The following is a 20,263-nucleotide window of genomic DNA, read 5'->3' on the forward strand; positions in this document are numbered from 1 at the left end:
CTCAGAAGGTCTCGCGGAACTCCCGGAGAAGCTCCTTCGTGCGCTGGGCCGACGCCGCGTGCGCCGACATGTGGTCCAGCACTTCGAGGTGCAGTGCCACCTCGATGCGCGAGTCGAGGTACAGGGCGCCGGTCACGTACTCGCTGTAGACCATGTCGGGCAGCTCCGGCTCCGCGAAGCGGAACAGCGCGAAGGACGTGTACGTCCCCGGGTGCGGGCCGTTGGTGAACTCGGCGACCTGGAGGGTGATGTGGTCGTGCTCGACCGCCTCCAGGAGCCGGTCGATCTGGTCGCGCATGACCCGGCCGTCGATGCTCACCGGACGCCGCAACGCCGTCTCGTCCATGATCACCCAGAGGTGGGGGGCCTTCTCGCCGGTGAGCAGCCCCTGCCGCTTCATCCGCAGGGCCACATGCCGCTCGATGGACTCGGGGCCCGTCTGCCCGACCGTCCCCGCCTCCAGCACGGCGCGCGCGTAGTCCTCGGTCTGCAACAGCCCCGGCACGAAGTGCGGTTCGTAGCTGCGGATCAGCTCGGCGGCGCCCTCCAGGCTGACGTGCATGCTGAACCACTCGGGCAGCACGTCGTGGAACCGCTGCCACCACCCCGGCCGGTTGGCCTCCTCGGCCAGTCCCACGAAGGCGGCCACCTCGTCGGCGGCCACGCCGTAGGTCTCCAACAGCACCTGTACGTAGGGGATTTTCAGCGAAACCTCGGCCATCTCCATGCGCCGTACGGTCGCCGGGGCCACGCGCAGCACGCGCGCGGCCTCTTCCCGCTTCAGTCCCGAGGTCTCCCGCAGTTCCTGGAGCCGTCGCCCCAGAACCACCTGTCCCACGGTGGGCGCAGCCCGCCGCTCGCTCACGCCACGCCTCCCCACGCGCCGAAGTACATGCGCAGTGTGCCATGTTCCCCGGCGGCTCTCACAGGGGCGACCGGATCACCGTCGCCCCGGCGGCCCCGCGAGCCATTACCCCGGACGTAATCGACCGCGGCCCGCCCGGCCCGTCATCGTGGCCCCACCGAAGAAAAACGATCCCTACGAAGGGCGATCCGCCATGTCCGCGACCCAGCTCTCAGCCCTGGCCCGCACGAGTGAACCACGCACCGCGCTGCGCCGGTTCCTGATGGCGGACGCGCTGGTCACCGGCGTGAACGCGGTGGCCTACCTCGCCGTCTCCGGACCGCTCGCCCGGCTGCTCGGGGTCGGGTCCGGACTGCTCCTCGTCCTCGGGGCGGTCCTCGGGGTGTACGCGGCCGGGGTGGGCGGGCTCGCGTCCCGGCGGGAGCCGCCGGCCTGGGCCGTGCGGGGTGTGATGGAGATCAACTGCGCGTGGGCGGTGCTGAGTTGTGTCGCCCTGTTCGCGTGGCTCTCGCCGAGCACCGCCGGATCGGTGTGGGTGCCGGTGCAGGCGCTCACCGTGGCGGGTCTCGCGGCACTCCAGTACGCCGCGCTGAGGTCGGTTCAGCGGAACCGGAAGTGACGCGAACTCAAGAAACCTTCGCCTGAAGGTACTTGGCCGTCGCGGGGTCCGCCGGGAGGAACGTCTCGATGGCCAGCTCGGACACCGTCACGTCCATCGGGGTGTTGAACGTCGAGACGGACGAGATGAAGGACAGGATCTGCCCCTGGTGCTCGATCCGCATCGGGAGCGCGAAGTACGGCACCCCGTCGAGGGAGCCCTCGTCGTCGGCGGGATCCGGGTCCGGGCTCACCGGAAAGGCCGCCACCTCCTCGTACAGAGCGCGCAGCGGCTCCGACCGGCGCAGCGCGATCTGGCGTTCCAGCTGGGCGAGCAGATGCCCGCGCCAGGCCCGGAGGTTGCGGATGCGGGGCGCCATGCCCTCCGGGTGGAGGGTGAGTCGCATCGCGTTCAGCGGGGGCACGAGAAGGGCATCGGGAATGCCGTCGAGGAGCATGACGATGCCTTGGTTGGCGGCGAGGACGTTGTACATGGCGTCCATCACCAGTGCCGGATACGGCTCGTAGCCCTGGATCAGCCGCTCCACACCCTCGCGCAGCGCGTCCATCGCCGGATCGTCGAGCGGGGTCTCCGCGTAGCGCGGCGCGTACCCGGCGGCGAGCAGCAGCGCGTTGCGCTCCCGCACCGGGACCTCCAGATGTTCGGCCAGCCGCAGCACCATCTCCTCGCTCGGCCGGGAGCGGCCCGTCTCCACGAAGCTGATGTGCCGGGCCGAGGAACCGGCCCGCAGCGCCAACTCCAGCTGGCTCACGCGCCGCTGCTCCCGCCAGCCGCGCAACAGCGGGCCGACCCCCCTGGCGGCGGCGCCACTTGGCGGCGCGGAGGCACCCGGTGGCAGCCCGGAGATACCCGGCGCGACAATGCTCATAAGAGGACGGTAACCGAGGAGCGGCGCGTGAACGAGATGGGTGACAGGCGGCTGGGCTGGGAGGCCAAGGCGGTCTACCGGGCACGGGTACGCGGCTGTCTGCTGGGCGGGGCGGTCGGGGACGCGCTCGGCTACCCCGTCGAGTTCGACTCCCTGGAACGCATCCGCGCCGCGCACGGGGCCCGCGGGGTGGCCGGACCGGTCCCCGACGCCGACGGTGTCCTCGGACGTGTCAGCGACGACACCCAGATGACCCTGTTCACGGTCGAGGGCCTCCAGCAGGCGCACGCCCGCGAGCGGCTCAAGGGCATCGGGGGCGGCTGGTCCCGACTGGTGCGGTCGGCGTACGGGCGGTGGCTGGACACCCAGACCAAGGCCGGCCCCGCCGGCGACGTGCACGGCGGACTCGCCGCGCAGCCCTGGCTGTACGCCCGACGGGCGCCCGGCAACGCCTGCCTCTCCGGACTCCAGCACCAGGACTTCGTGCCCGACCCCGCGACCGAACTCGGCCCGCCGGGACCGGTCAACTCCGACTCCAAGGGCTGCGGCGCGGTGATGCGCTCGGCTCCCTTCGGCCTCACCAGGACCTCCGCCGAGACCGCCTTCGGCATGGCCGCCCGCTGCGCCCAGATGACCCACGGCCACCCCACCGGCTACTACGCCTCCGGCGCCCTCGCCGCGATCGTCACGCATCTGGTCGCCGGGGACTCCCTGGAGGGTGCGGTCCTGCGCTCGCTGCGGCTGCTGGCCCGTCACCCCGGCCACGAGGAGACGACGGCCGCCCTGACCGGCGCCCTCGACCTGGCCGGTGAAGGCGCCCCGAGCGCGGAGAAGCTGGAGACCCTCGGCGCCGGCTGGATCGCCGAGGAGGCCCTGGCCATCGGCGTCTACAGCGCCCTCGCCACCCCCGACGTGACCGACGCCCTCCTCCTCTCCGTCAACCACTCGGGCGACAGCGACTCCACCGGCTCCCTCTGCGGCAACCTCCTCGGCGCCCTGCACGGCGACCACGGCCTCCCGCACCCATGGCTGGAGCACGTCGAGGGACGCACCACGATCACCGCCCTGGCGGACGACTTCGCGACGGAGTGCGTGCGGGGGTGACGCGGGACGCGCCGGGCGGGGCGCGGGGCCAACGCCGGGCGGGGCCGACGCCGGGCGGGGCCGGCGGAATACGAAGCCGATGTCGGACGGAGCCGATGTCGGATGGGGCCCACGTCGGATGGGGCCCACGTCGGATGGGGCCCACGTCGGGCGGGGCTGACGCCGGTCGGGGCCGGCGGAGTATGAAGCCCATGCCGGACGAAGCCCATGCCGGACGGGGCCCACGTCGGACAGGGCTGACGCCGGGCGGGGCCGGCGGAGCATGAAGCCGATTCCGGACGGGGCCGATGCCGGTCGGGATTGACGCCGGACGAAGCCGATGCCGGACGGGGCCGTCGCCGGACGCGGCTGTCGCCAGACGCGGCCGCTGACGTACGAGCCGCTGACGTACACGTCCGGATGCCGTGGCCGCTGACGTACGCGTCCGAATGACGTACGGAGCCGTGTCGTCCCGAGCCGCGGGGACTGTGGCACGCTGAGGAACAGCCCCTCGCGCACCCTCCCGACGTACGAACGGAGCCCAGGTCATGCCCGTCGAACCGCTGTCGCAGAAAGAGATCGAGGAGCAGCTGGCGGAGCTGCCCGGCTGGTCCCTGGACGGCGACCGCCTCGCCCGCGTCTACGAGCTCGGCTCGCACTTCGCGGCGGCCGGGCTGGTCGTGCACATCGCCCAGGTGCAGGACGAACTGGACCACCACTCCGACCTCACCCTCGGCTACCACTCCGTCTCCCTCACCGTGAACACCCACAGTGTCGGCGGCGCGGTCACCGAACTCGACTTCGCGCTCGCGGGCAGGGTGGAGGAACTGGCTCCCGGGCACGGCGCGCGCTGACCCGCATGCTCGACTACGACGAGGAAGCCGACGCCTACGACGCAACGCGCGGCGGAGAACCGAGAGCCGCCGCGGCCGCCGCCGCCGTGACCGGCCTCCTCCCCGAGGACACCCGCACACTGCTCGACGTGGCCTGCGGAACCGGGACGGTGAGCCGGCGCCTCGCGACCGGGCCGCCGGGACTCAGGGTCACGGGAGTCGACGCCGCACCGCGCATGACGCGCATGGCGGCCAAGCGGATACCCGGCGCGGTGGTCCTAGGCGACAGCCGCCGACTGCCCTTCCCCGACGGCCGGTTCGACGCCGTGACCAGCGTGTGGCTGCTGCATCTGGCGGAGGGTCCCGAAGGCGTACGGGCCACCGTCGCGGAGTGCGCGAGGATGCTGCGCCCCGGCGGGGTGTACGTCACCACGGTCGACAAGAGCGCCGCCCATGACGTCGGCAGCGACATCGACGCCGTCCTCGCCCCACGCCCGCGCCGCCCGGCCCAGGACCAGGCCGGGCGCGTCGAGTCGTACGCCGTCGAGCACGGTCTCCTCCCGGCGGGCCGGGCCCGGTTCCGGGGCCACGGCCAGGGGCGCAGCCCGCGCAGCACGGTGGCGGACCTGCGCCGCGGCTGGTTCACCCGGCTCGCGCCGGACGACCCCCTCACCGCGCACCTCATCGCACGCCTTGAGCGCCTGCCCGACCAGGAAGTGCCGCGCGGCGAACCGGAGTTCACCCTGCTGGCCTTCAGGAAGCCGCCCGCCGGGTGAAGTCCATGACCCAGTTCGTCAGCCAGGTCTCCTCGCCGTCCACGGAGAAGGCCTGCTCCCAGCGCGCCGTGGTCGCGGTGATCCCCGACCACACGAACCGCACCCGTACGTCCTTGCCGTCGTGGACGTCGTCCCCGTGGAACTCGCCCCGCCCGTCGGGCCCGAACCGTCCGACGACCGGTGGGAAGAGCCGCCCGGTGCGGCTGGTGGACCAGTTCAGTGACCACGCCCGGGTTTCGGGGTCGAAGAGCCGCAGGGTGAGCCCCTTCCAGCCCTGACTCGGCACCGTCATCTCGTCGATGTTCGCGGCCCCGCCGAACAGACTCCGGCACACCTGCGTGGCCGCGAACTCCCGCCACTCGCTGCCGGGGTCGAGGAAGTCGGTCCGGCGCCGGTGGCGGATGTCCCACTCGCCGTGCAGGAAGTCGAAGTCGTACGCGGTGCTCATGAGCGGTCTCCCGTGGTGCCCTCGGGGAGGGCGTCGTGAAGGTAGGCGTCGAGGTCGGGGGCGTCCGGCGCGAGCATGTGCCGTACCCAGGCGTCGCGTTCGTGCAGGATCGGCGGCAACTCCCAGACGCAGCCGATCCAGGGGCGGTCGGGCGTGATGAAGTGGGCCGGGTCCCGGTCGGGGCAGCCCAGCACCGGCTGGCCCGCCGACGCGCCCCGGAAGTGCAGGACGTTGTCCCACACCCAGCTGTACGCGTTGAGGTAGGCGCCGTCGTCGGCGCCGCGGTGCAGCACCACGAAGGTCGCGGGCGGGGTGTCGTCCGGCTCCGGGAGCAGGGCGGGCAGTATCGCGTACGCGGCCTTCTCGACGTCGGGCTCGATGCCGGCCGGGTCGGCGGTGACGTGGTAGCGCTTGATGTGCCGTCCCGCGATCTCGATCGGCGCCGGGACGGTCAGCAGTTTCTCCCTGAAAGCCATGCGAGCAAGCTAGAACCGGTCCACTGACACCCTCTGTCAGTGAAGTCTGGGATTCTGGCGAGGTGAAATCGGCGCGGCTCCTCTCCGTCCTCCTGCTCCTCCAGACCCGCGGCCGGATGACCGCCGCCCAACTCGCCGCGGAGCTGGAGGTGTCGGTGCGGACGGTGTACCGGGACGTGGACGCTCTGCACGCGGCGGGCGTTCCGCTGTACGGGGACGCCGGACACGCGGGCGGCTACCAACTCCTCGACGGCTACCGCCTCCGCCTCACCGGACTCACCGAGGGCGAGGCCGAGGCCCTGTTCCTCGCCGGCGTACCCGGACCGGCCGCGGAACTCGGACTCGGTTCGGTCCTCGCCGCCGCCCAGCTGAAGGTGCGCGCCGCTCTGCCGGGCGGACTGCGGGCGCACGCCGACCGGATCAGCGGGCGCTTCCACCTGGACGCGCCGGGCTGGTACGCGGACGCCGACGAGACGCCGTTCCTGCCCGCCGTCGCGGACGCCGTCTGGAACAGCCGCGCCCTGCACGTCCGGTACCGGCGCTGGCGGGCGCCCACCGACGTGGAACGCCGTCTGGAGCCGTACGGGCTCGTCCTGAAGGCGGGCCGCTGGTATGTCGTGGCGGCGCCGGGACCGCGTACGTTCCGGGTCGACCAGATCCTCGAACTCGCCCTCGCTGACGACGGGTTCACCCGCCCGGAGGACTTCGATCTGGTCGCGTACTGGACGGCGTACCAACGCGACTTCCACGAACGGCTGTTCCGCGCCGAGGCGGTGGTCCGGGTGCGGCCGGGGGTCCCACTCGCCGGGCAGCTCGCGCGGGCCGTCCCCGTCAACGCCCGGCCGGACGAGGACGGTTGGCTTCAGGCCACCGTTCCGATCGAATCCGTCGACCACGCGCACGCCGAGTTCCTCCGGATGGGCACGGACGTCGAGGTCCTGGCGCCGCCGGAGCTGCGCGGGCGGATCGCCAGGACGGTCGCCGAACTGGCCGAGAGGTACGGCAACTCGGGGGTGGACGGCGGCGACTGAGGGTTCGGAACCCGCCGACCAGCTCAGGAGGTAGTCCACGTGCAGCACCCGCACCCGCACTCACGACCACACCCGGAACCGGACCCGCGATCACAGCCGGACCCGCGACCGCCGAGCCCCCGAAGAATCGCCCTCTCCGCGGTGATCGCCACGGCGGCCCTCGTCGCCGCCGGACTGACCGCCCTCACCCCCGGCACCGCCCAGGCCGCCACCGCCCGCCAGGTCGAGGCACTGGACCGGGGAGTCGTCAGCGTCTACACCGGCAGCGGCAACCTCGTCAGCTGGCGCTGGCTCGGCACCGACCCCAACGACGTGTCCTTCAACGTCTACCGCGCCGGTACGAAGGTCAACCCGGCCCCGGTCACCGGCTCCACGAACTACTTCCACTCCGGCGCGCCCAACTCGGCCGACTACACGGTCCGGGCGATCGTCAACGGCGTCGAGCAGGGCGACTCGGTGCACGCGATCCAGTTCCGCGCCGGGTACAAGGACGTGCCGATCACTCCGCCCGCCGGTGGCACCTCCCCTGACGGAGTCGCCTACACCTACGAGGCCAACGACGTCTCCGTCGGCGACCTCGACGGCGACGGCGCACTCGACTTCGTCCTCAAGTGGCAGCCGACGAACGCCAAGGACAACTCCCAGTCCGGCTACACCGGCAACACGGTCATCGACGGCGTCAAGCTCGACGGCACCCGGCTGTGGCGCATCGACCTCGGCCGGAACATCCGCTCCGGCGCGCACTACACGCAGTTCCAGGTGTACGACTACGACGGCGACGGCAAGGCCGAGGTCGCCATGAAGACCTCGGACGGTTCGACGGACGGCCGGGGCACCGTGATCGGCAGCTCCTCGGCCGACCACCGGAACTCCAGCGGGTACGTGCTCTCCGGGCCGGAGTACCTCACCATGTTCAACGGGCAGACGGGCGCGGCCATGGGCAGCGTCGACTACGTCCCGGCGCGCGGCACGGTCTCCTCCTGGGGCGACTCCTACGGCAACCGCGTCGACCGGTTCCTCGCCGGAACCGCCTACCTGGACGGCGCGCGGCCTTCCCTGATCATGGCGCGCGGCTACTACACCCGCAGCGTCATCGTCGCCTGGGACTGGCGGAACGGGGCCTTCACCCGGCGCTGGACCTTCGACACCAGCTCCTCGACCAACAGCGGCAAGGGGTACGACGGGCAGGGCTCGCACAGTCTGTCCGTCGGTGACGTCGACGGCGACGGCAGGGACGAGATCGTCTACGGCGCGATGGCCGTCGACGACAACGGCAACGCCCTGTGGACCACGAGGACCGGCCACGGCGACGCCCAGCACCTGGGCGACCTCGACCCGTCGTACGTCGGCCTGGAGTACTTCAAGGTCTCCGAGTCGACCGGGCAGCCCGCGGAGCTCTACATCAACCCGGCCAACGGGAACGTGAACTGGAGCCTCGCTGCCTGCTGCGACAACGGCCGGGGAGTGGCCGGTGACATCTACGCCGGCAACGACGGCGCCGAGGTGTGGTCCGCCTCCGACACGTCCATCCGCGACGAGGCGGGCGCCACCAAGGGCCGCGAGCCGTCCTCCGTCAACTTCCTTGCCTGGTGGGACGGCGACCCCGTCCGCGAACTCCTCGACGGCACGCACATCGACAAGTACGGCACGTCTTCGGACACCCGCCTGCTGACGGGCGCCTCGGTCCACTCCAACAACGGCACCAAGGCCACGCCCGCTCTGTCCGGCGACATCTTCGGCGACTGGCGCGAGGAGGTCATCTGGCCCACGACCAACAACACCGCCCTGCGCGTCTACTCCACCCCGGTCGAAACCACCACGAGGATCACCACCCTCCTCCACGACCCGATGTACCGCACAGCCCTGGCCTGGCAGAACACCGCCTACAACCAGCCACCCCACCCGAGCTACTTCATAGGCAACGGGATGCCGACGGCCCCACGCCCCACGGTCTACACGCCCTGAGTACCTGACCTGGTGCTCCTACGGGGAAAGCGTGGCCGTCGATCCATGCACGTGAGCGCCCGCCCCCAGGAAAGGGGCGGGCGCTCGTGCGTTGTCACGCCCTCCGCCGGTCAGCCCACCGCGCAGCCCCGTTCGCCCATCCCGAACGTGGTCGGTCTGCTGTTCGTGTTCGACCAGGTCGCCGTGAAGCCGAAGTTCACGGAGGAACCGGGGGCCACGTTGGCGTTCCAGGTGGTGTTCTTCGTTGTGACCGTGTTGCCGGACTGGGTGTGGGTGGCGTTCCAGAGTTGGGTGATGGTCTGGCCGTTGGGGAAGGTCCAGTTGAGGGACCAGGTGGACCAGGGGGTCGTTCCGGTGTTGGCGAGCCGGACGTCGGCCTGGAAGCCGCCCGACCACTGGTTGGTGATCGTGTAGGTCACCGCACAGGAGCCGGTGGGCGCCGGGGGATCCGTGCCGCCCCCGCCGCCCGTGTCGGAGCTGTCGCCGTAGATCACCCCGCGCCCGTTGGTGGCGACGTAGACCCGCCCGTAGATCCGCGGATCGCCGGTGATCGCGGCGCCGGTCCAACCCCACTGGTGGGCTTCGTCGTTGACGCGGGTCCAGCTCACGCCCTGGTCCGTCGAGCGGAAGATGCCGCGTACGCCGCCGATCTTCGCGCTCGTGTAGAGGGCCTGGTAGGAAGCACCGGGCGCGGCCTTGCCGAAGCCGATGGTGTCCGCCTCGGTGACGCCGGACAGCTTGGCGAAGCTCGCGCCGCCGTCCGTCGAGTGCCACAGCCCGTACGCGCCGTCACTCGCGCCGCCGGCCAGCCACACGTCGCCCTTCGTGCCGGGCAGCGCCTTGAAGCGGACGCTGTCGCCGCTCGGCAGCCCGGCCGCGGCGGACGCGGTGAAGGTCGCACCCCCGTCGGAACTGACGTAGAACACACCGGACTTGAAGCCGTAGAAGGTCCGCGGGTCGACCCGGTCGGACTCGACGACCGCGCCCGCCGGTATGCCGCTCGACGCGGCCCAGGACGAGCCGAACCCCGTCGTGTACTGCACGCCAGTCCCCGCGGGACTCCACACGAACCGGCTGCCGTCGGCCGCCGCGGCGACCGTACCGCCGCCGCTGACCCCCGGAGGGTCCGTGCCCGCGAACCAGTTGGCGCCGTTGTCCGTGGAGAAGGCGATGTGCGGCCCGGAGTCGAGATTGCCCACGCGCACCACCGTGCCGGGGCTGGTCTCGGCGAAGTCCAGGCTCGTGGTCGAGGTGAAGTTCGGCGAGGTGAACATCATCGACGGGACCTGGGTGACGTCCGTGTGCCGGAAGCCACCGATGTCACCGAGGGCACTGAGCAGCGGGGCGCCGGACGGGGGAGAGGCGAGGTCGTTGACCGCGGTCTCCTCCAGCCCCCTCACCATCGGCTTGATGGTGAACTGGCCCCCGCTGTCCCAGTTCGTCAGGTTCTCCGTACCGAAGACCGTCGCGCCCGTCCCGTACATCATCCGGGCCGAGTTGAACGGGTCGATCTCCAGCGCCTCGGTCATCCACCCCAGTTTCGGGGCCTGTTCGGGCGGTGACGGGTTCGCGCCGAAGGTCAGCCAGGGTGCGGAGGAGACGTCCATCGTGTAGCGGTTCGAGCGGTTGGGATACGAGGTGTAGTCCCAGGCCTTCGTCCAGGTGCCGCCGCTGTCCGTGGTGCGGAACAGCTGGGTGTCAGGCCACCAGGAGCTGTACGCCGTGGCCATCACCGTGCCTGGACGCTGCCGGTCGACGGTCAGCCCGCTGAAGCCGTAGTAGGTGTCCGCCTCGGCGACCGGGCTGATGTCCGTCCAGGTCCCAGTGCGGGTCGCGTACCGCCACAGGCTGCCCTTGCCGCCGTCGTAGGGGCCGCCCTTGTCGCTGTAGGTGAGATAGAGGTAGCCGTTCGTCGCGTCGAGCACGCCCTTGTGGGCGAGTTGGCCGGTGGGCTGTCCGGCCAGCCGTGACCAGGTGGCTCCGCCGTCCGTCGAGCGGTAGACCGCGTTGTCCTTGTCCGCGACCCCGACGTACACGGTCTGGCTGGCGCCGCCCGCCGAACCGCTCGACTCGTCGAAGGTGACCCAGACGATGCCCTGGTTGTCGGAGGCGTAGCCGCTGGTGTCGGTCGGATCCTGCGCGTAGTTCCCGGGGTTGGGGAAGGCGGTCACCTGGGACCAGGAGACGCCCGAGTCCGTCGACCGCCACAGTCCCCTGCCGCTGGGCGCGCCGAGATACAGCACGCTGTTCCTGTTCGGGTCGACCGCGAGCCGCTCGCCCATCCCGCGGCCGGGCATGTTCCCGCCCAGCTTGAAGGGCAGGTCCGCCTTCTGCCAGCTCGCCCCGCGGTCGGCCGAGCGGAGCACCGCGCCGTTTCCGGGGTCCCAGCTGTTCGTGTACGTGCCGACCGCCGCGTACACCCTGTCGGGGTCCACGGAGTCCGAGGCGAGACTGACGACGCCGGTGTGGCCCCAGTCGGTCCAGCCGACCGAGTCGAGCAGCGGTGTCCAGGTCTTGGAGGCCTCCACCCAGCGGTAGGCACCGCCGATGTCGGTGCGGGCGTAGGCGAGGTTCTTCTCGGAGCGGTTGAAGACGATGCCGGGGACGAAACCGCCGCCGTCGATCCGGGCGTTCTTCCAGGTGTACGTGTCGGCGGCGAGCGCCGGGCCGGGTGGAGCGGCCGCGAGGGCGGGCGGGGCGCCGGCCAGGAGGCCGGCGGCCAGGGCGAGCACGGCTGTGAGGATGCGGGTTCTTCGCACGGGTGGGGTCCTCTCCGGGAGAGAAGGGTGCGCGACGACCGGGCGGCCCCCGGTGCGGGTGGGGGCCGCCCGGCGCGGTACGCGGAGCTCCAGGCCCTGGTGGGCCTGGCGGGGGCTATTCGAGGAGCTCCGCGTACGAGCCCATGGCGAGCGCGATGTCCGCCTGGGCCCAGAACCGGTGGTACGTGAAGGAGGGCGCGGCCCCGCCCGCCAGATAGGACTCGATCTTCGACCACGCGGGGTCGTCCTCGTAGAAGGAGCGGATCGAGTCGAAGGTCGACGACGCGTTGACGGGGTCGCCGTTCGGCATGGTGCCGCTCCAGCCGCTCGGGACGTACAGGCCGTCGTCGAAGCGGTTGTAGTCGGCGCGGGTCTCCGGGACGGCGATACCCAGGCCGTCCTGGTGGTGGTCCCACATGCCGTCGAGCAGCGCCTTCGCCGTCGTCGCGGCCTGGGTGTCACCGGACTTGTCGGCGTAGTACGTCAGGGTCTTGGCGTACGCGGCCGCCACCCCGACGTCGTTCGTGTAGTCGGCGACGGTGACGTGAAGTCCGCTGTTGGCACCGGGACTCGACGCGTTCCAGGTGTCCGGGGCGCCGGACCACTGGAGGGTGGAGGGGATCTGGTAGGTGCCGTCCGGGTTGATCGTGGTCTTGGACAGCGCCCAGTCGACCCACTTGTCGAGGACCGCCTTGGCGTTCGCGTTCCCCGTCTGCTGGTAGTACTCGGCGACCCGCTCCATGGACCACGCCTGGAAGCCGAACCACTGGTTGGACGGCGGGTCGTGGTAGACGGGCTTCTCGTCGTAGTACATGCCGTGGAAGGTCGGCGTACCGGCCGGGGGAACCGCGTAACGGCCCGCCCAACTGTTCGTCGCACCACCCGCGATGGCGCCCTCGTCCGACTGGAGCCAGCGATAGAACTCCAGTTGGCGGCTCAGGGACGTCGCCCAGTCCGCCTGTCCTGTCGAGGACTTGGGCTTCAGGTCGGCGTACGAGCTGAGCGCGTAGGCGGCCAGCGGGTTCTGGTAGCCGCCGTGCGTGTGGCTGGAGCCGATGCGCCAGGCCCAGCCCGCCGAGGTGTCGGTGGCGCCGCCCCAGGCGTAGTACCAGGACATCAGATAGTGCGAGGCGTCCTTGCCGGTGCCCGCGGGGCACGTCGAGGGGCCCACACAACCACCGATTTTCTTGAAGTACTTGTCGTACATCGAGTAGCGCAGATAGTCGCCCATCTTCGCCGCCTTGCCGACGGTCGCCGAGACGTCGGAGCCCTTGCCCTGCTGCTCGGCCCACACGTCGGCCCAGTACGCGGCCTGCACGGCCCGCGCGTCGGCGTCCGGCGCGTTGGTGAACTTCCACTGCTTGGCGTACGAGGCGTCGCCGGTGAAGAGGTCCAGATACCCGTTCGGGCCGCCGTACTTGAAGGCGTCACAGGTGGGCTGCGGAACCGTCTCCCACACCGACTCCTGTGGGCCGCGCTGGAAGGTGTTGATGTACGAGGGTCCGGTGTCCGCCGGTCCCGCCTCGCACTTGCCGGGCGAGTTGCCGAAGCCGTAGACGTTGTCGACGTCCTGGAGCCAGTGCATCCCGTACACGTCGTCCGTGCCGTAGGCGCTCTTCAGCTCGCCCGCGATCGGGTCAGGACCGACCGGCACAGCGCTGTCGAGCTGCGCGGGATACTGGTTCGGGGTGTCGTACTCGGGTGCGTACGTCGCCGGTTTCGAGGCGTTGTAGAAGGAGTTCGTCGGCTGGTCGGCGTGCGTGGGGATCATGTACGTCTCCATGGTCGTCCACGCGGCGTTGAACCTGGACCAGTCGCCGGTGACCTTCCCGTACATCGCCTGGAGCCAGATCAGATAGCTGTACGCCTCCGAGGTCGTCTCGTGGCCGTGGTCCGGCGCCTCGACGATCAGCGTCTCCACCGAGTGGTACGGAATGCCCTCGGGGGAGAAGTAGCCGTTCGCCGGGTTGGTGATCTTGCCGTAGAGGTCCAGGAAACGGGCGTCGTACGCCTTTGACGCGGCCAGTTCCGTCACGGTGACGGTGGCCTTGGCGTGGCCGGTCGCGGAGGCCGTGAAGGTGGCCGAACCCGTGCCGGAGGCGTCGGCGGTGATGGTCGCCTTCTGCGCCGTGGCCCAGTTGGCCGGTGTGAAGGTGAGCGAGGCGCCCCCGGTGACGGACAGCCCGGTGTTGCCCTCCGTGCGGGCGACCGAGACGGCCACGTTCGCGCTCGGCTGCGTCGACAGCTTCACGTCGAAGGTGCCCGACTTGCCCTGCTGGACGCCGAGTTGGCCAGGCGAGGCCACCACGGCGGGACCCGAGGCGACCGTGATGCCGACCGGGGTGGAGTTCGCCGAGGCGCCCAGGCTGTCGTAGGCCTTGGCCACCAGTGAATGACTGCCCACGGTCAAGCTGTTGACCGAGAGCGTGTAGGGCGAGCTGGTGTCGGTGCCCAGCAGGGTCGTGTCGTCGTAGAACTCGATTCTGCCGATGGTCGCGCTGTCGGCCGCCGCCGCGGTCGCGGCCAGCGGGATCGCGGCGCCCTGGGAGTAGACGGCGCCCGGAGCCGGGCTGGTCAGCACGGTCACCGGCGGCTGGTGCGCGCCGGCGCAGGTGGTGCCGTTGACCGCGAAGGACGTCGGAGCGGTGTTCGTACCGCTGTAGGTGAACTGGGCGCCGGTGGTGACGGCGGCCCCGGCGGCGATCATCCCGTTCCAGGTCGCGTTCGTGGCCGTGACCGTCCTGCCGGACTGGGACCAGGTGCCGTTCCAGCCGTTGGTGAGGGTCTGGTTGCCGGTGTAGGCGTAGGTCAGGTTCCAGCCGTTGATCGGGTCCGTGCTCCGGTTGGTGAGGGTGAGATCCGCGGTGAAGCCGGAGCCCCAGTCGTTCGCCCTGTAGTCGACGCTGCACTGAACTGCCGCCGCATGAGCGGGAGTTGCGCCGGTCGCCAGGGTGGTCAGCGGAAGGGCGAGGGCCGCCACGACAGCCGTCCACAGTCGCCGCGCGGTGCGGCGTCTCCGTCTGGAATGCATGTGCTGGTTCCTCCTTGCGGCTCGGAGAAGTGGGGGAGGAGCAACAAGCCTTGAACCAGTGGGAGCGCTCCCATAGTGGGGATGAGGGTGGAAGGGGTCAAGGTGCTTGAAGAGTCGAAATGATTCGATTGATCAACAGTGCAACTGCTCTGTCCTTTACCGGCACTTGGCGCTAGCTTCATCCGCACCAGTGGGAGCGGTTCCATCAGTCGACGCGTCCGTCACGACGCGTCCGAGCTGCAAGGAGTCGCTCATGAGACACCCCCCTCGATCAGTCATGCTCGTCCTCGGCACGGCGGTGGCCGTTGTCGGCACCGCCATCGCGCCGGTCGTCACGGCTTCAGGAGCCGCACCCGCCTGCACGGTGGAGTACTCCGTCACCGGACAGTGGGACACCGGCTTCCAGGGCGCCGTGACCATCACCAACAACACCGCTGCGGTCAGCAGTTGGAACCTGACCTTCGACTACGCACAGGGCCAGAAGGTCACCCAGGGCTGGAACGCCAAGTGGTCCCAGTCCGGTACGACGGTCACCGCGGCCAACGAGAGCTGGAACGGCGCGCTGGGCTCAGGGGCCAGTGTGAGCGCCGGATTCCTCGCCTCGCGGGCGGGGAGCAACGCCGTACCCACGTCGTTCAGGCTCAACGGGACCGCGTGCAACGTGGACGTCGACCCGACGCCCACGCCGACCCCGACCGATCCGCCGCCCGGCACCGGTGAGGCGCCCGAACTGCACGTCTCCGGGAACAAGTTGGTCGACGCGGACGGCGCCACCCGCCGACTGCTCGGCGTCAACCGCTCCGGCGGCGAGTACATGTGCGTGCAGGGCTACGGCATCTTCGACGGTCCCGTCGACGACGCCTCGGTCCAGGCCATCGCCGACTGGAACGCCAACACGGTCCGCATTCCGCTGAACGAGGAGTGCTGGCTGGGCCTGTCCAACATCAAGCCCGAGTACGGGGGCGCCAACTACATCGCCGCCGTCAAGGACCTGGTGGCGAGGGTCGAGGCGCACGGCATGACGCCGATGCTCGAACTGCACTGGTCCTACGGCCAGTACACCGGCAACTCCGCCGGCTGTTCGGACGTGCACGCCAGCTGCCAGAAACCCATGCCGAACGCGCAGTACACGCCGGCCTTCTGGACCTCCGTCGCGAGCACCTTCAAGGACGACGGGGCCGTCGCGTTCGACCTGTTCAACGAGCCCTACCCGGACCGCGCGACCTCCACGACCACCCAGGCGTGGACCTGCTGGCGGGACGGCGGCAACTGCCCCGGCATCTCCTACGAGGTCGCCGGAATGCAGGACCTCGTCGACGCGGTACGCGCCACCGGCGCCCGGAACCTGATCCTGGCCGGCGGGCTCGCGTACTCCAACGACCTGAGCCAGTGGCTGACGTACCGGCCCAGCGACCCGACGGGCAATCTCGTCGCCGCCTGGCACGTCTACAACTTCAACACCTGTTCCAGCGAGAGCTGCTGGGACTCCACGCTCGCCCCCGTCGCCGCACAGGTCCCCCTGGTGGCGGGGGAGATCGGTGAGAACACCTGCGCGCACTCCTTCATCGACCGGGTGATGGCGTGGTTCGACGCACGGGGTCTCTCCTACCTCGGCTGGACCTGGAACACCTGGGACTGTGCCTCGGGTCCGGCCCTCATCTCCGGCTACGACGGCACGCCGACGCCGTTCGGCATCGGGCTGCGCGACCACCTGCGCGCCCTCGACGGATAGCCCTCAACGGACAGCGCCACTACGGACATCCCCGACAGAAAGTCGTCCAGCAGTCCTCTATCGACAGGAACCCGCACTCATGAGCCGTACCAGAACAGCGTTACTCGCCGCCCTCGCCATGGTCGCAGGAACGGCCGGAGCCGCGGCCGCGGCCATCCCGGCCGACGTGGGCGTCGCGGCCATTCCCTGCTCCGTCGACTACAAGGTGCAGAGCCAGTGGGGCGCCGGCTTCACCGGAGCCGTCACCATCACCAACAACAGCGCCGCCAAGTCCTCCTGGGCGGTGAAATGGTCGTACGCCGGGAACCAGCAGGTCACCTCCGGCTGGAACGCGAAACTCAGCCAGAGCGGCACCGCGGTCACGGCCGCCAACGAGAGCTACAACGCCTCGCTGCCGAGCGGCGGTTCGGTCAGCTTCGGCTTCAACGCCTCCTACAGCGGCACCAACGCGCTGCCCACCACCTTCACGCTCGACGGGGTGACCTGCAACGTCGACGACGGGGGCGGAGGCGGCGGCGACCCGACGGATCCGCCCGCCGGCACCAAGGCCGACAACCCGTACGCCGGAGCCAAGGTGTACGTGAATCCCGAGTGGGCCGCGAAGGCCGCCGCCGAGCCGGGCGGCAGCCGTATCTCCAACCAGCCCACCGGAGTCTGGCTCGACCGGATCGCCGCGATCAACGGCGTGAACGGCGGCATGGGCCTGCGCGACCACCTCGACGAGGCACTGGTCCAGAAGGGCACCGGCGAACTGGCCGTCCAGCTCGTCATCTACAACCTCCCCGGCCGTGACTGCGCGGCCCTCGCCTCCAACGGGGAGCTCGGCGCGACCGAGATCGACAGGTACAAGAGCGCCTACATCGACCCGATCGCGGCGATCCTCGCCGACCCGAAGTACGCGGGCCTGCGGATCGTGACCACGGTGGAGATCGACTCGCTGCCGAACCTGGTCACCAACGTCACCCCGCGCCCCACCATGACCGCGAACTGCGACACGATGAAGGCGAACGGCAACTACGTCAAGGGTGTCGGCTATGCCCTGAACAAGCTCGGTGACGTGCCCAACGTCTACAACTACGTGGACGCCGGACACCACGGCTGGCTCGGCTGGGACGACAACTTCGGGGCCTCCGCCGACATGTTCAAGCTGGCCGCGACCGCCGAGGGCGCGACCGTCGCCGACGTGCACGGCTTCATCGTCAACACGGCCAACTACAGCGCCCTCAAGGAGGACCACTTCACGATCAACGACACCGTGAACGGTTCGTCGGTCCGCCTCTCCAAGTGGGTCGACTGGAACCGCTACGTGGACGAGCTGTCGTACGCGCAGGCGATGCGGAACCAGCTCGTCTCCATCGGCTTCGAATCCGGCATCGGCATGCTGATCGACACCTCCCGCAACGGCTGGGGCGGCACCGCGCGGCCCACCGGTCCCGGCGCCACCACCTCCGTGGACACCTACGTCGACGGCGGCCGCTACGACCGGCGCATCCACCTCGGCAACTGGTGCAACCAGTCCGGCGCCGGCCTCGGCGAGCGTCCGAAGGCGGCTCCGGCGGCCGGGATCGACGCGTACGTGTGGATCAAGCCCCCGGGTGAGTCGGACGGCTCCAGCACCGCCATCCCGAACGACGAGGGCAAGGGATTCGACCGGATGTGCGACCCGACGTACACCGGCAACCCGCGGAACAACAACAACATGTCCGGCGCGCTGCCGAACTCGCCGCTCTCCGGGCACTGGTTCTCCGCCCAGTTCCAGGAGCTCATGAAGAACGCCTACCCGGCGCTCTGACCGGCGGGTAGACCGTGGCACACCGGGGCCGGGGCCGCTCGGACCGGCCCCGGTGTGCGCACTTCAGCCCTCGCGTTTTTTTGCCGTTCGAGCAACACGAGTGGCTGTTTCCGGGAGTCGTGACGCACGCTGTCCTCACCCGGACGAGAGGCTCAAGCCATGGCACACGACCACGACCACGCGCACGAGGGTCACCACAAGCACGACCACAAGCACATGGACTTCGCCAAGATGCTCCCCTACCTGGAACAGGAGGCCGAGCTGTTCACTCCTCTCTACAGGAGCGCCGCGACCTGGCTGCGGGAGTGGCAGCCCGAGCCCGAGATGATCGTCGACGCGGGCAGCGGCCCCGGCGTCATCTCCTGTCTCCTCGCCGAGACCTTCCCGCGGTCGCGAGTCGTCGCCGTGGACGGTGTGGAACCCCTCCTGGAGCGGGCCCGCGAGCGGGCGGGGCGGCTCGGGGTCGGCGACCGGTTCAGCACCCTGCGGGCCGAACTCGGCGACGGCCTTGGCGACCTGGAGTACCCGGCCGACCTGGTGTGGGCCAGCAGGTCCCTGCACCATGTCGGCGACCAGCGGGCGACGCTCGCCGGGTTCGCGCGGGCGCTCGCACCCGGCGGCGCCGTGGCTCTCCTGGAGGGCGGCCTGCCCTCGCGCTTCCTGCCGCGTGACTTCGGCATCGGACGCCCCGGCCTGCTCGCCCGTATGGACGTGGTCCAGGAGGAGGCGTTCGCCGAGATGCGGACCGAGCTGCCCGGCGCCGTGACGGAGACGGAGGACTGGCCCGCCCTGCTGGCCTCGGTCGGCCTGCGCCACGTGGCGACCCGTACGTTCCTCGCCGACTTCCCCGCCCCGGTCACCGCGGAGGCCCGCACCTTCGTCGTGTCCTCCCTCACCCACCGCAGGGACACGATCGCCGAGGGCCTGGACGCGGACGACCGCGCCACCCTCGACCGGCTCCTCGACCCCGGCGACAAGGCGAGCGTGCACCACCGCCCGGATGTCTTCCTGCTGACGGCGCACACGGTCCACGTCGCAGTGCGGCCTTGACTTCGAGAGCGCTCCAGGTGGTGAACTCCCCTACGTCCGACGGGAAATCAACTGGGGGTAGACATGACCGACTCGCCTGTGGCGCTCATCACCGGCGGCGGCAGCGGAATCGGTGCCGCGGTCGCGCGCAGACTTCTCGGCTCCGGTCACCGGGTGACGGTGACCGGGCGCGGTGAGGAGCGGCTGCGCGGATTCGCCGAGGAACTCGGGCGCCCCGAGGGCCTGTTGACGATCGCCGGGAACGCCGCCGAGTACGACCACGTGAGTGCGGCGGTCGCGGCGACGCTCAAGGAGTTCGGGCGGCTCGACACCGTCATCGCCAACGCCGGGTTCGCCACGCACGACACCGTCGCGGAGGGCGACCCCGCCGGCTGGCCCGAGATGGTGCTGACCAACGTGCTCGGTCCCGCGCTGCTGATCAGGGCCTCGATCGACGCCCTGAAGGAGACGCGGGGCCGGATCGTGCTGATCGGCAGCGTCGCGGGCCACATCCACGGCCCCGGCAACATCTACGGGGCGACCAAGTGGGCCGTCACCGGGCTCGCCGAGAACACCCGGCGGCAGGTCACCGAGTTCGGGGTCGGCGTCACCCTGATCTCGCCCGGCCGGGTGGAGACGCCGTTCTGGGACAGCTACGGCAGCCTGCCGCCCGGCCTGCTGCTGACCTCCGACCAGCTCGCCGAGTCGGTCGTCTGGGCCATCGGGCAGCCGGCCGGCGTCGACGTGAACACCGTGGTGGTGCGACCGGTGGGCCAGCCGGTCTGAGAACGCGCCGGTCCGTTCGAGAGCGTCGCCGGCTCGTTCCAGAGCGTCGCCGGCCCGTCCGAGAACGCCGTCGGGCCCGCCCCCGGGGGCGGGCCGGGCCCCCGGGTTGTTCCCGCAAGGGGGGGGCAGTTTTGCGGCGCCGGGGGGGTACCCAGTAGCCGGGGCCCGGT

At 70.6% G+C, this 20,263-nt stretch carries 16 protein-coding genes; 10 read left to right on the plus strand and 6 right to left on the minus strand.

The window, feature by feature from the left end; genetic code table 11:
- Position 1 precedes the first annotated feature (1 nt).
- Positions 2-865, minus strand: coding sequence for a helix-turn-helix domain-containing protein (locus ACIP79_RS24625; RefSeq protein ID WP_383685272.1), 864 nt, complete (start codon positions 863-865; stop codon positions 2-4).
- A gap of 193 nt (positions 866-1,058) precedes the next feature.
- Here ACIP79_RS24625 and ACIP79_RS24630 point away from each other — a divergent pair, with 193 nt between their 5' ends.
- On the plus strand, positions 1,059-1,484 hold the full coding sequence (locus ACIP79_RS24630; RefSeq protein ID WP_401226697.1) for a hypothetical protein: 426 nt from the start codon (positions 1,059-1,061) through the stop codon (positions 1,482-1,484).
- 7 nt (positions 1,485-1,491) lie between these two features.
- On the opposite strand, the gene ACIP79_RS24635 is transcribed toward ACIP79_RS24630, so the two are convergent.
- Positions 1,492-2,352 carry a helix-turn-helix domain-containing protein gene (locus ACIP79_RS24635; protein WP_401226699.1) on the minus strand — a complete coding sequence of 287 codons (861 nt, stop codon included), beginning with the start codon at positions 2,350-2,352 and terminating at the stop codon, positions 1,492-1,494.
- 36 nt (positions 2,353-2,388) lie between these two features.
- On the opposite strand from ACIP79_RS24635, the gene ACIP79_RS24640 reads away from it, so the two are divergent.
- The 3 genes from ACIP79_RS24640 (at position 2,389) to ACIP79_RS24650 (ending at position 5,044) form a co-directional block, all read left to right on the plus strand.
- The gene (locus ACIP79_RS24640) at positions 2,389-3,456 is read left to right on the plus strand and encodes an ADP-ribosylglycohydrolase family protein (RefSeq protein WP_401226735.1); all 1,068 of its coding nucleotides are present in this window, start codon (positions 2,389-2,391) and stop codon (positions 3,454-3,456) included.
- A 527-nt stretch (positions 3,457-3,983) separates the two neighbouring features.
- Positions 3,984-4,289, plus strand: coding sequence for a 4a-hydroxytetrahydrobiopterin dehydratase (locus ACIP79_RS24645; RefSeq protein WP_401226700.1), 306 nt, complete (start codon positions 3,984-3,986; stop codon positions 4,287-4,289).
- 5 nt (positions 4,290-4,294) lie between these two features.
- Positions 4,295-5,044 (plus strand): class I SAM-dependent methyltransferase, encoded by a 750-nt coding sequence (locus ACIP79_RS24650; protein WP_401226702.1) that lies wholly within the window; start codon positions 4,295-4,297, stop codon positions 5,042-5,044.
- Here ACIP79_RS24650 and ACIP79_RS24655 read toward each other — a convergent pair.
- Positions 5,022-5,492, minus strand: coding sequence for a hypothetical protein (locus ACIP79_RS24655; protein WP_401226703.1), 471 nt, complete (start codon positions 5,490-5,492; stop codon positions 5,022-5,024). The two genes, ACIP79_RS24650 and ACIP79_RS24655, sit on opposite strands and share 23 nt — an antisense overlap.
- Positions 5,489-5,968 (minus strand): hypothetical protein, encoded by a 480-nt coding sequence (locus ACIP79_RS24660; RefSeq protein WP_401226704.1) that lies wholly within the window; start codon positions 5,966-5,968, stop codon positions 5,489-5,491. The genes ACIP79_RS24655 and ACIP79_RS24660 overlap by 4 nt, the downstream gene beginning before the upstream one ends.
- Positions 5,969-6,030: 62 nt before the next feature.
- Here ACIP79_RS24660 and ACIP79_RS24665 point away from each other — a divergent pair, with 62 nt between their 5' ends.
- Both ACIP79_RS24665 and ACIP79_RS24670 read left to right on the plus strand, forming a co-directional pair.
- Positions 6,031-6,999 (plus strand): helix-turn-helix transcriptional regulator, encoded by a 969-nt coding sequence (locus ACIP79_RS24665; RefSeq protein WP_401226706.1) that lies wholly within the window; start codon positions 6,031-6,033, stop codon positions 6,997-6,999.
- Positions 7,000-7,038: 39 nt separating this feature from the next.
- Positions 7,039-8,964 carry a rhamnogalacturonan lyase gene (locus ACIP79_RS24670; RefSeq protein WP_401226708.1) on the plus strand — a complete coding sequence of 642 codons (1,926 nt, stop codon included), beginning with the start codon at positions 7,039-7,041 and terminating at the stop codon, positions 8,962-8,964.
- 110 nt (positions 8,965-9,074) lie between these two features.
- Here the strand turns inward: ACIP79_RS24670 and ACIP79_RS24675 are convergent, their stop codons facing one another.
- Together ACIP79_RS24675 and ACIP79_RS24680 are read right to left on the minus strand one after the other, a co-directional pair.
- Complete coding sequence (locus ACIP79_RS24675; RefSeq protein ID WP_401226709.1) at positions 9,075-11,723, minus strand: cellulose binding domain-containing protein; 2,649 nt, start codon at positions 11,721-11,723, stop codon at positions 9,075-9,077.
- 115 nt (positions 11,724-11,838) lie between these two features.
- Positions 11,839-14,754, minus strand: a complete 2,916-nt coding sequence (locus tag ACIP79_RS24680; RefSeq protein ID WP_401226710.1) for a glycoside hydrolase family 48 protein — start codon at positions 14,752-14,754, stop codon at positions 11,839-11,841.
- Between the two features lie 253 nt (positions 14,755-15,007).
- On the opposite strand from ACIP79_RS24680, the gene ACIP79_RS24685 reads away from it, so the two are divergent.
- The 4 genes from ACIP79_RS24685 (at position 15,008) to ACIP79_RS24700 (ending at position 20,093) form a co-directional block, all read left to right on the plus strand.
- Positions 15,008-16,486: a cellulose binding domain-containing protein gene (locus tag ACIP79_RS24685; RefSeq protein ID WP_401226711.1), complete on the plus strand. Its 1,479-nt coding sequence runs from the start codon at positions 15,008-15,010 to the stop codon at positions 16,484-16,486.
- A gap of 79 nt (positions 16,487-16,565) precedes the next feature.
- Positions 16,566-18,278: a glycoside hydrolase family 6 protein gene (locus ACIP79_RS24690; protein WP_401226713.1), complete on the plus strand. Its 1,713-nt coding sequence runs from the start codon at positions 16,566-16,568 to the stop codon at positions 18,276-18,278.
- A 159-nt stretch (positions 18,279-18,437) separates the two neighbouring features.
- Complete coding sequence (locus tag ACIP79_RS24695) at positions 18,438-19,328, plus strand: class I SAM-dependent methyltransferase (RefSeq protein ID WP_401226714.1); 891 nt, start codon at positions 18,438-18,440, stop codon at positions 19,326-19,328.
- A gap of 63 nt (positions 19,329-19,391) precedes the next feature.
- Positions 19,392-20,093: an SDR family oxidoreductase gene (locus ACIP79_RS24700; protein ID WP_401226716.1), complete on the plus strand. Its 702-nt coding sequence runs from the start codon at positions 19,392-19,394 to the stop codon at positions 20,091-20,093.
- Positions 20,094-20,263: the final 170 nt, after the last annotated feature.

It is taken from the genome of Streptomyces sp. NPDC088747 (assembly GCF_044751025.1).
Taxonomy (GTDB): Bacteria; Actinomycetota; Actinomycetes; order Streptomycetales; family Streptomycetaceae; genus Streptomyces.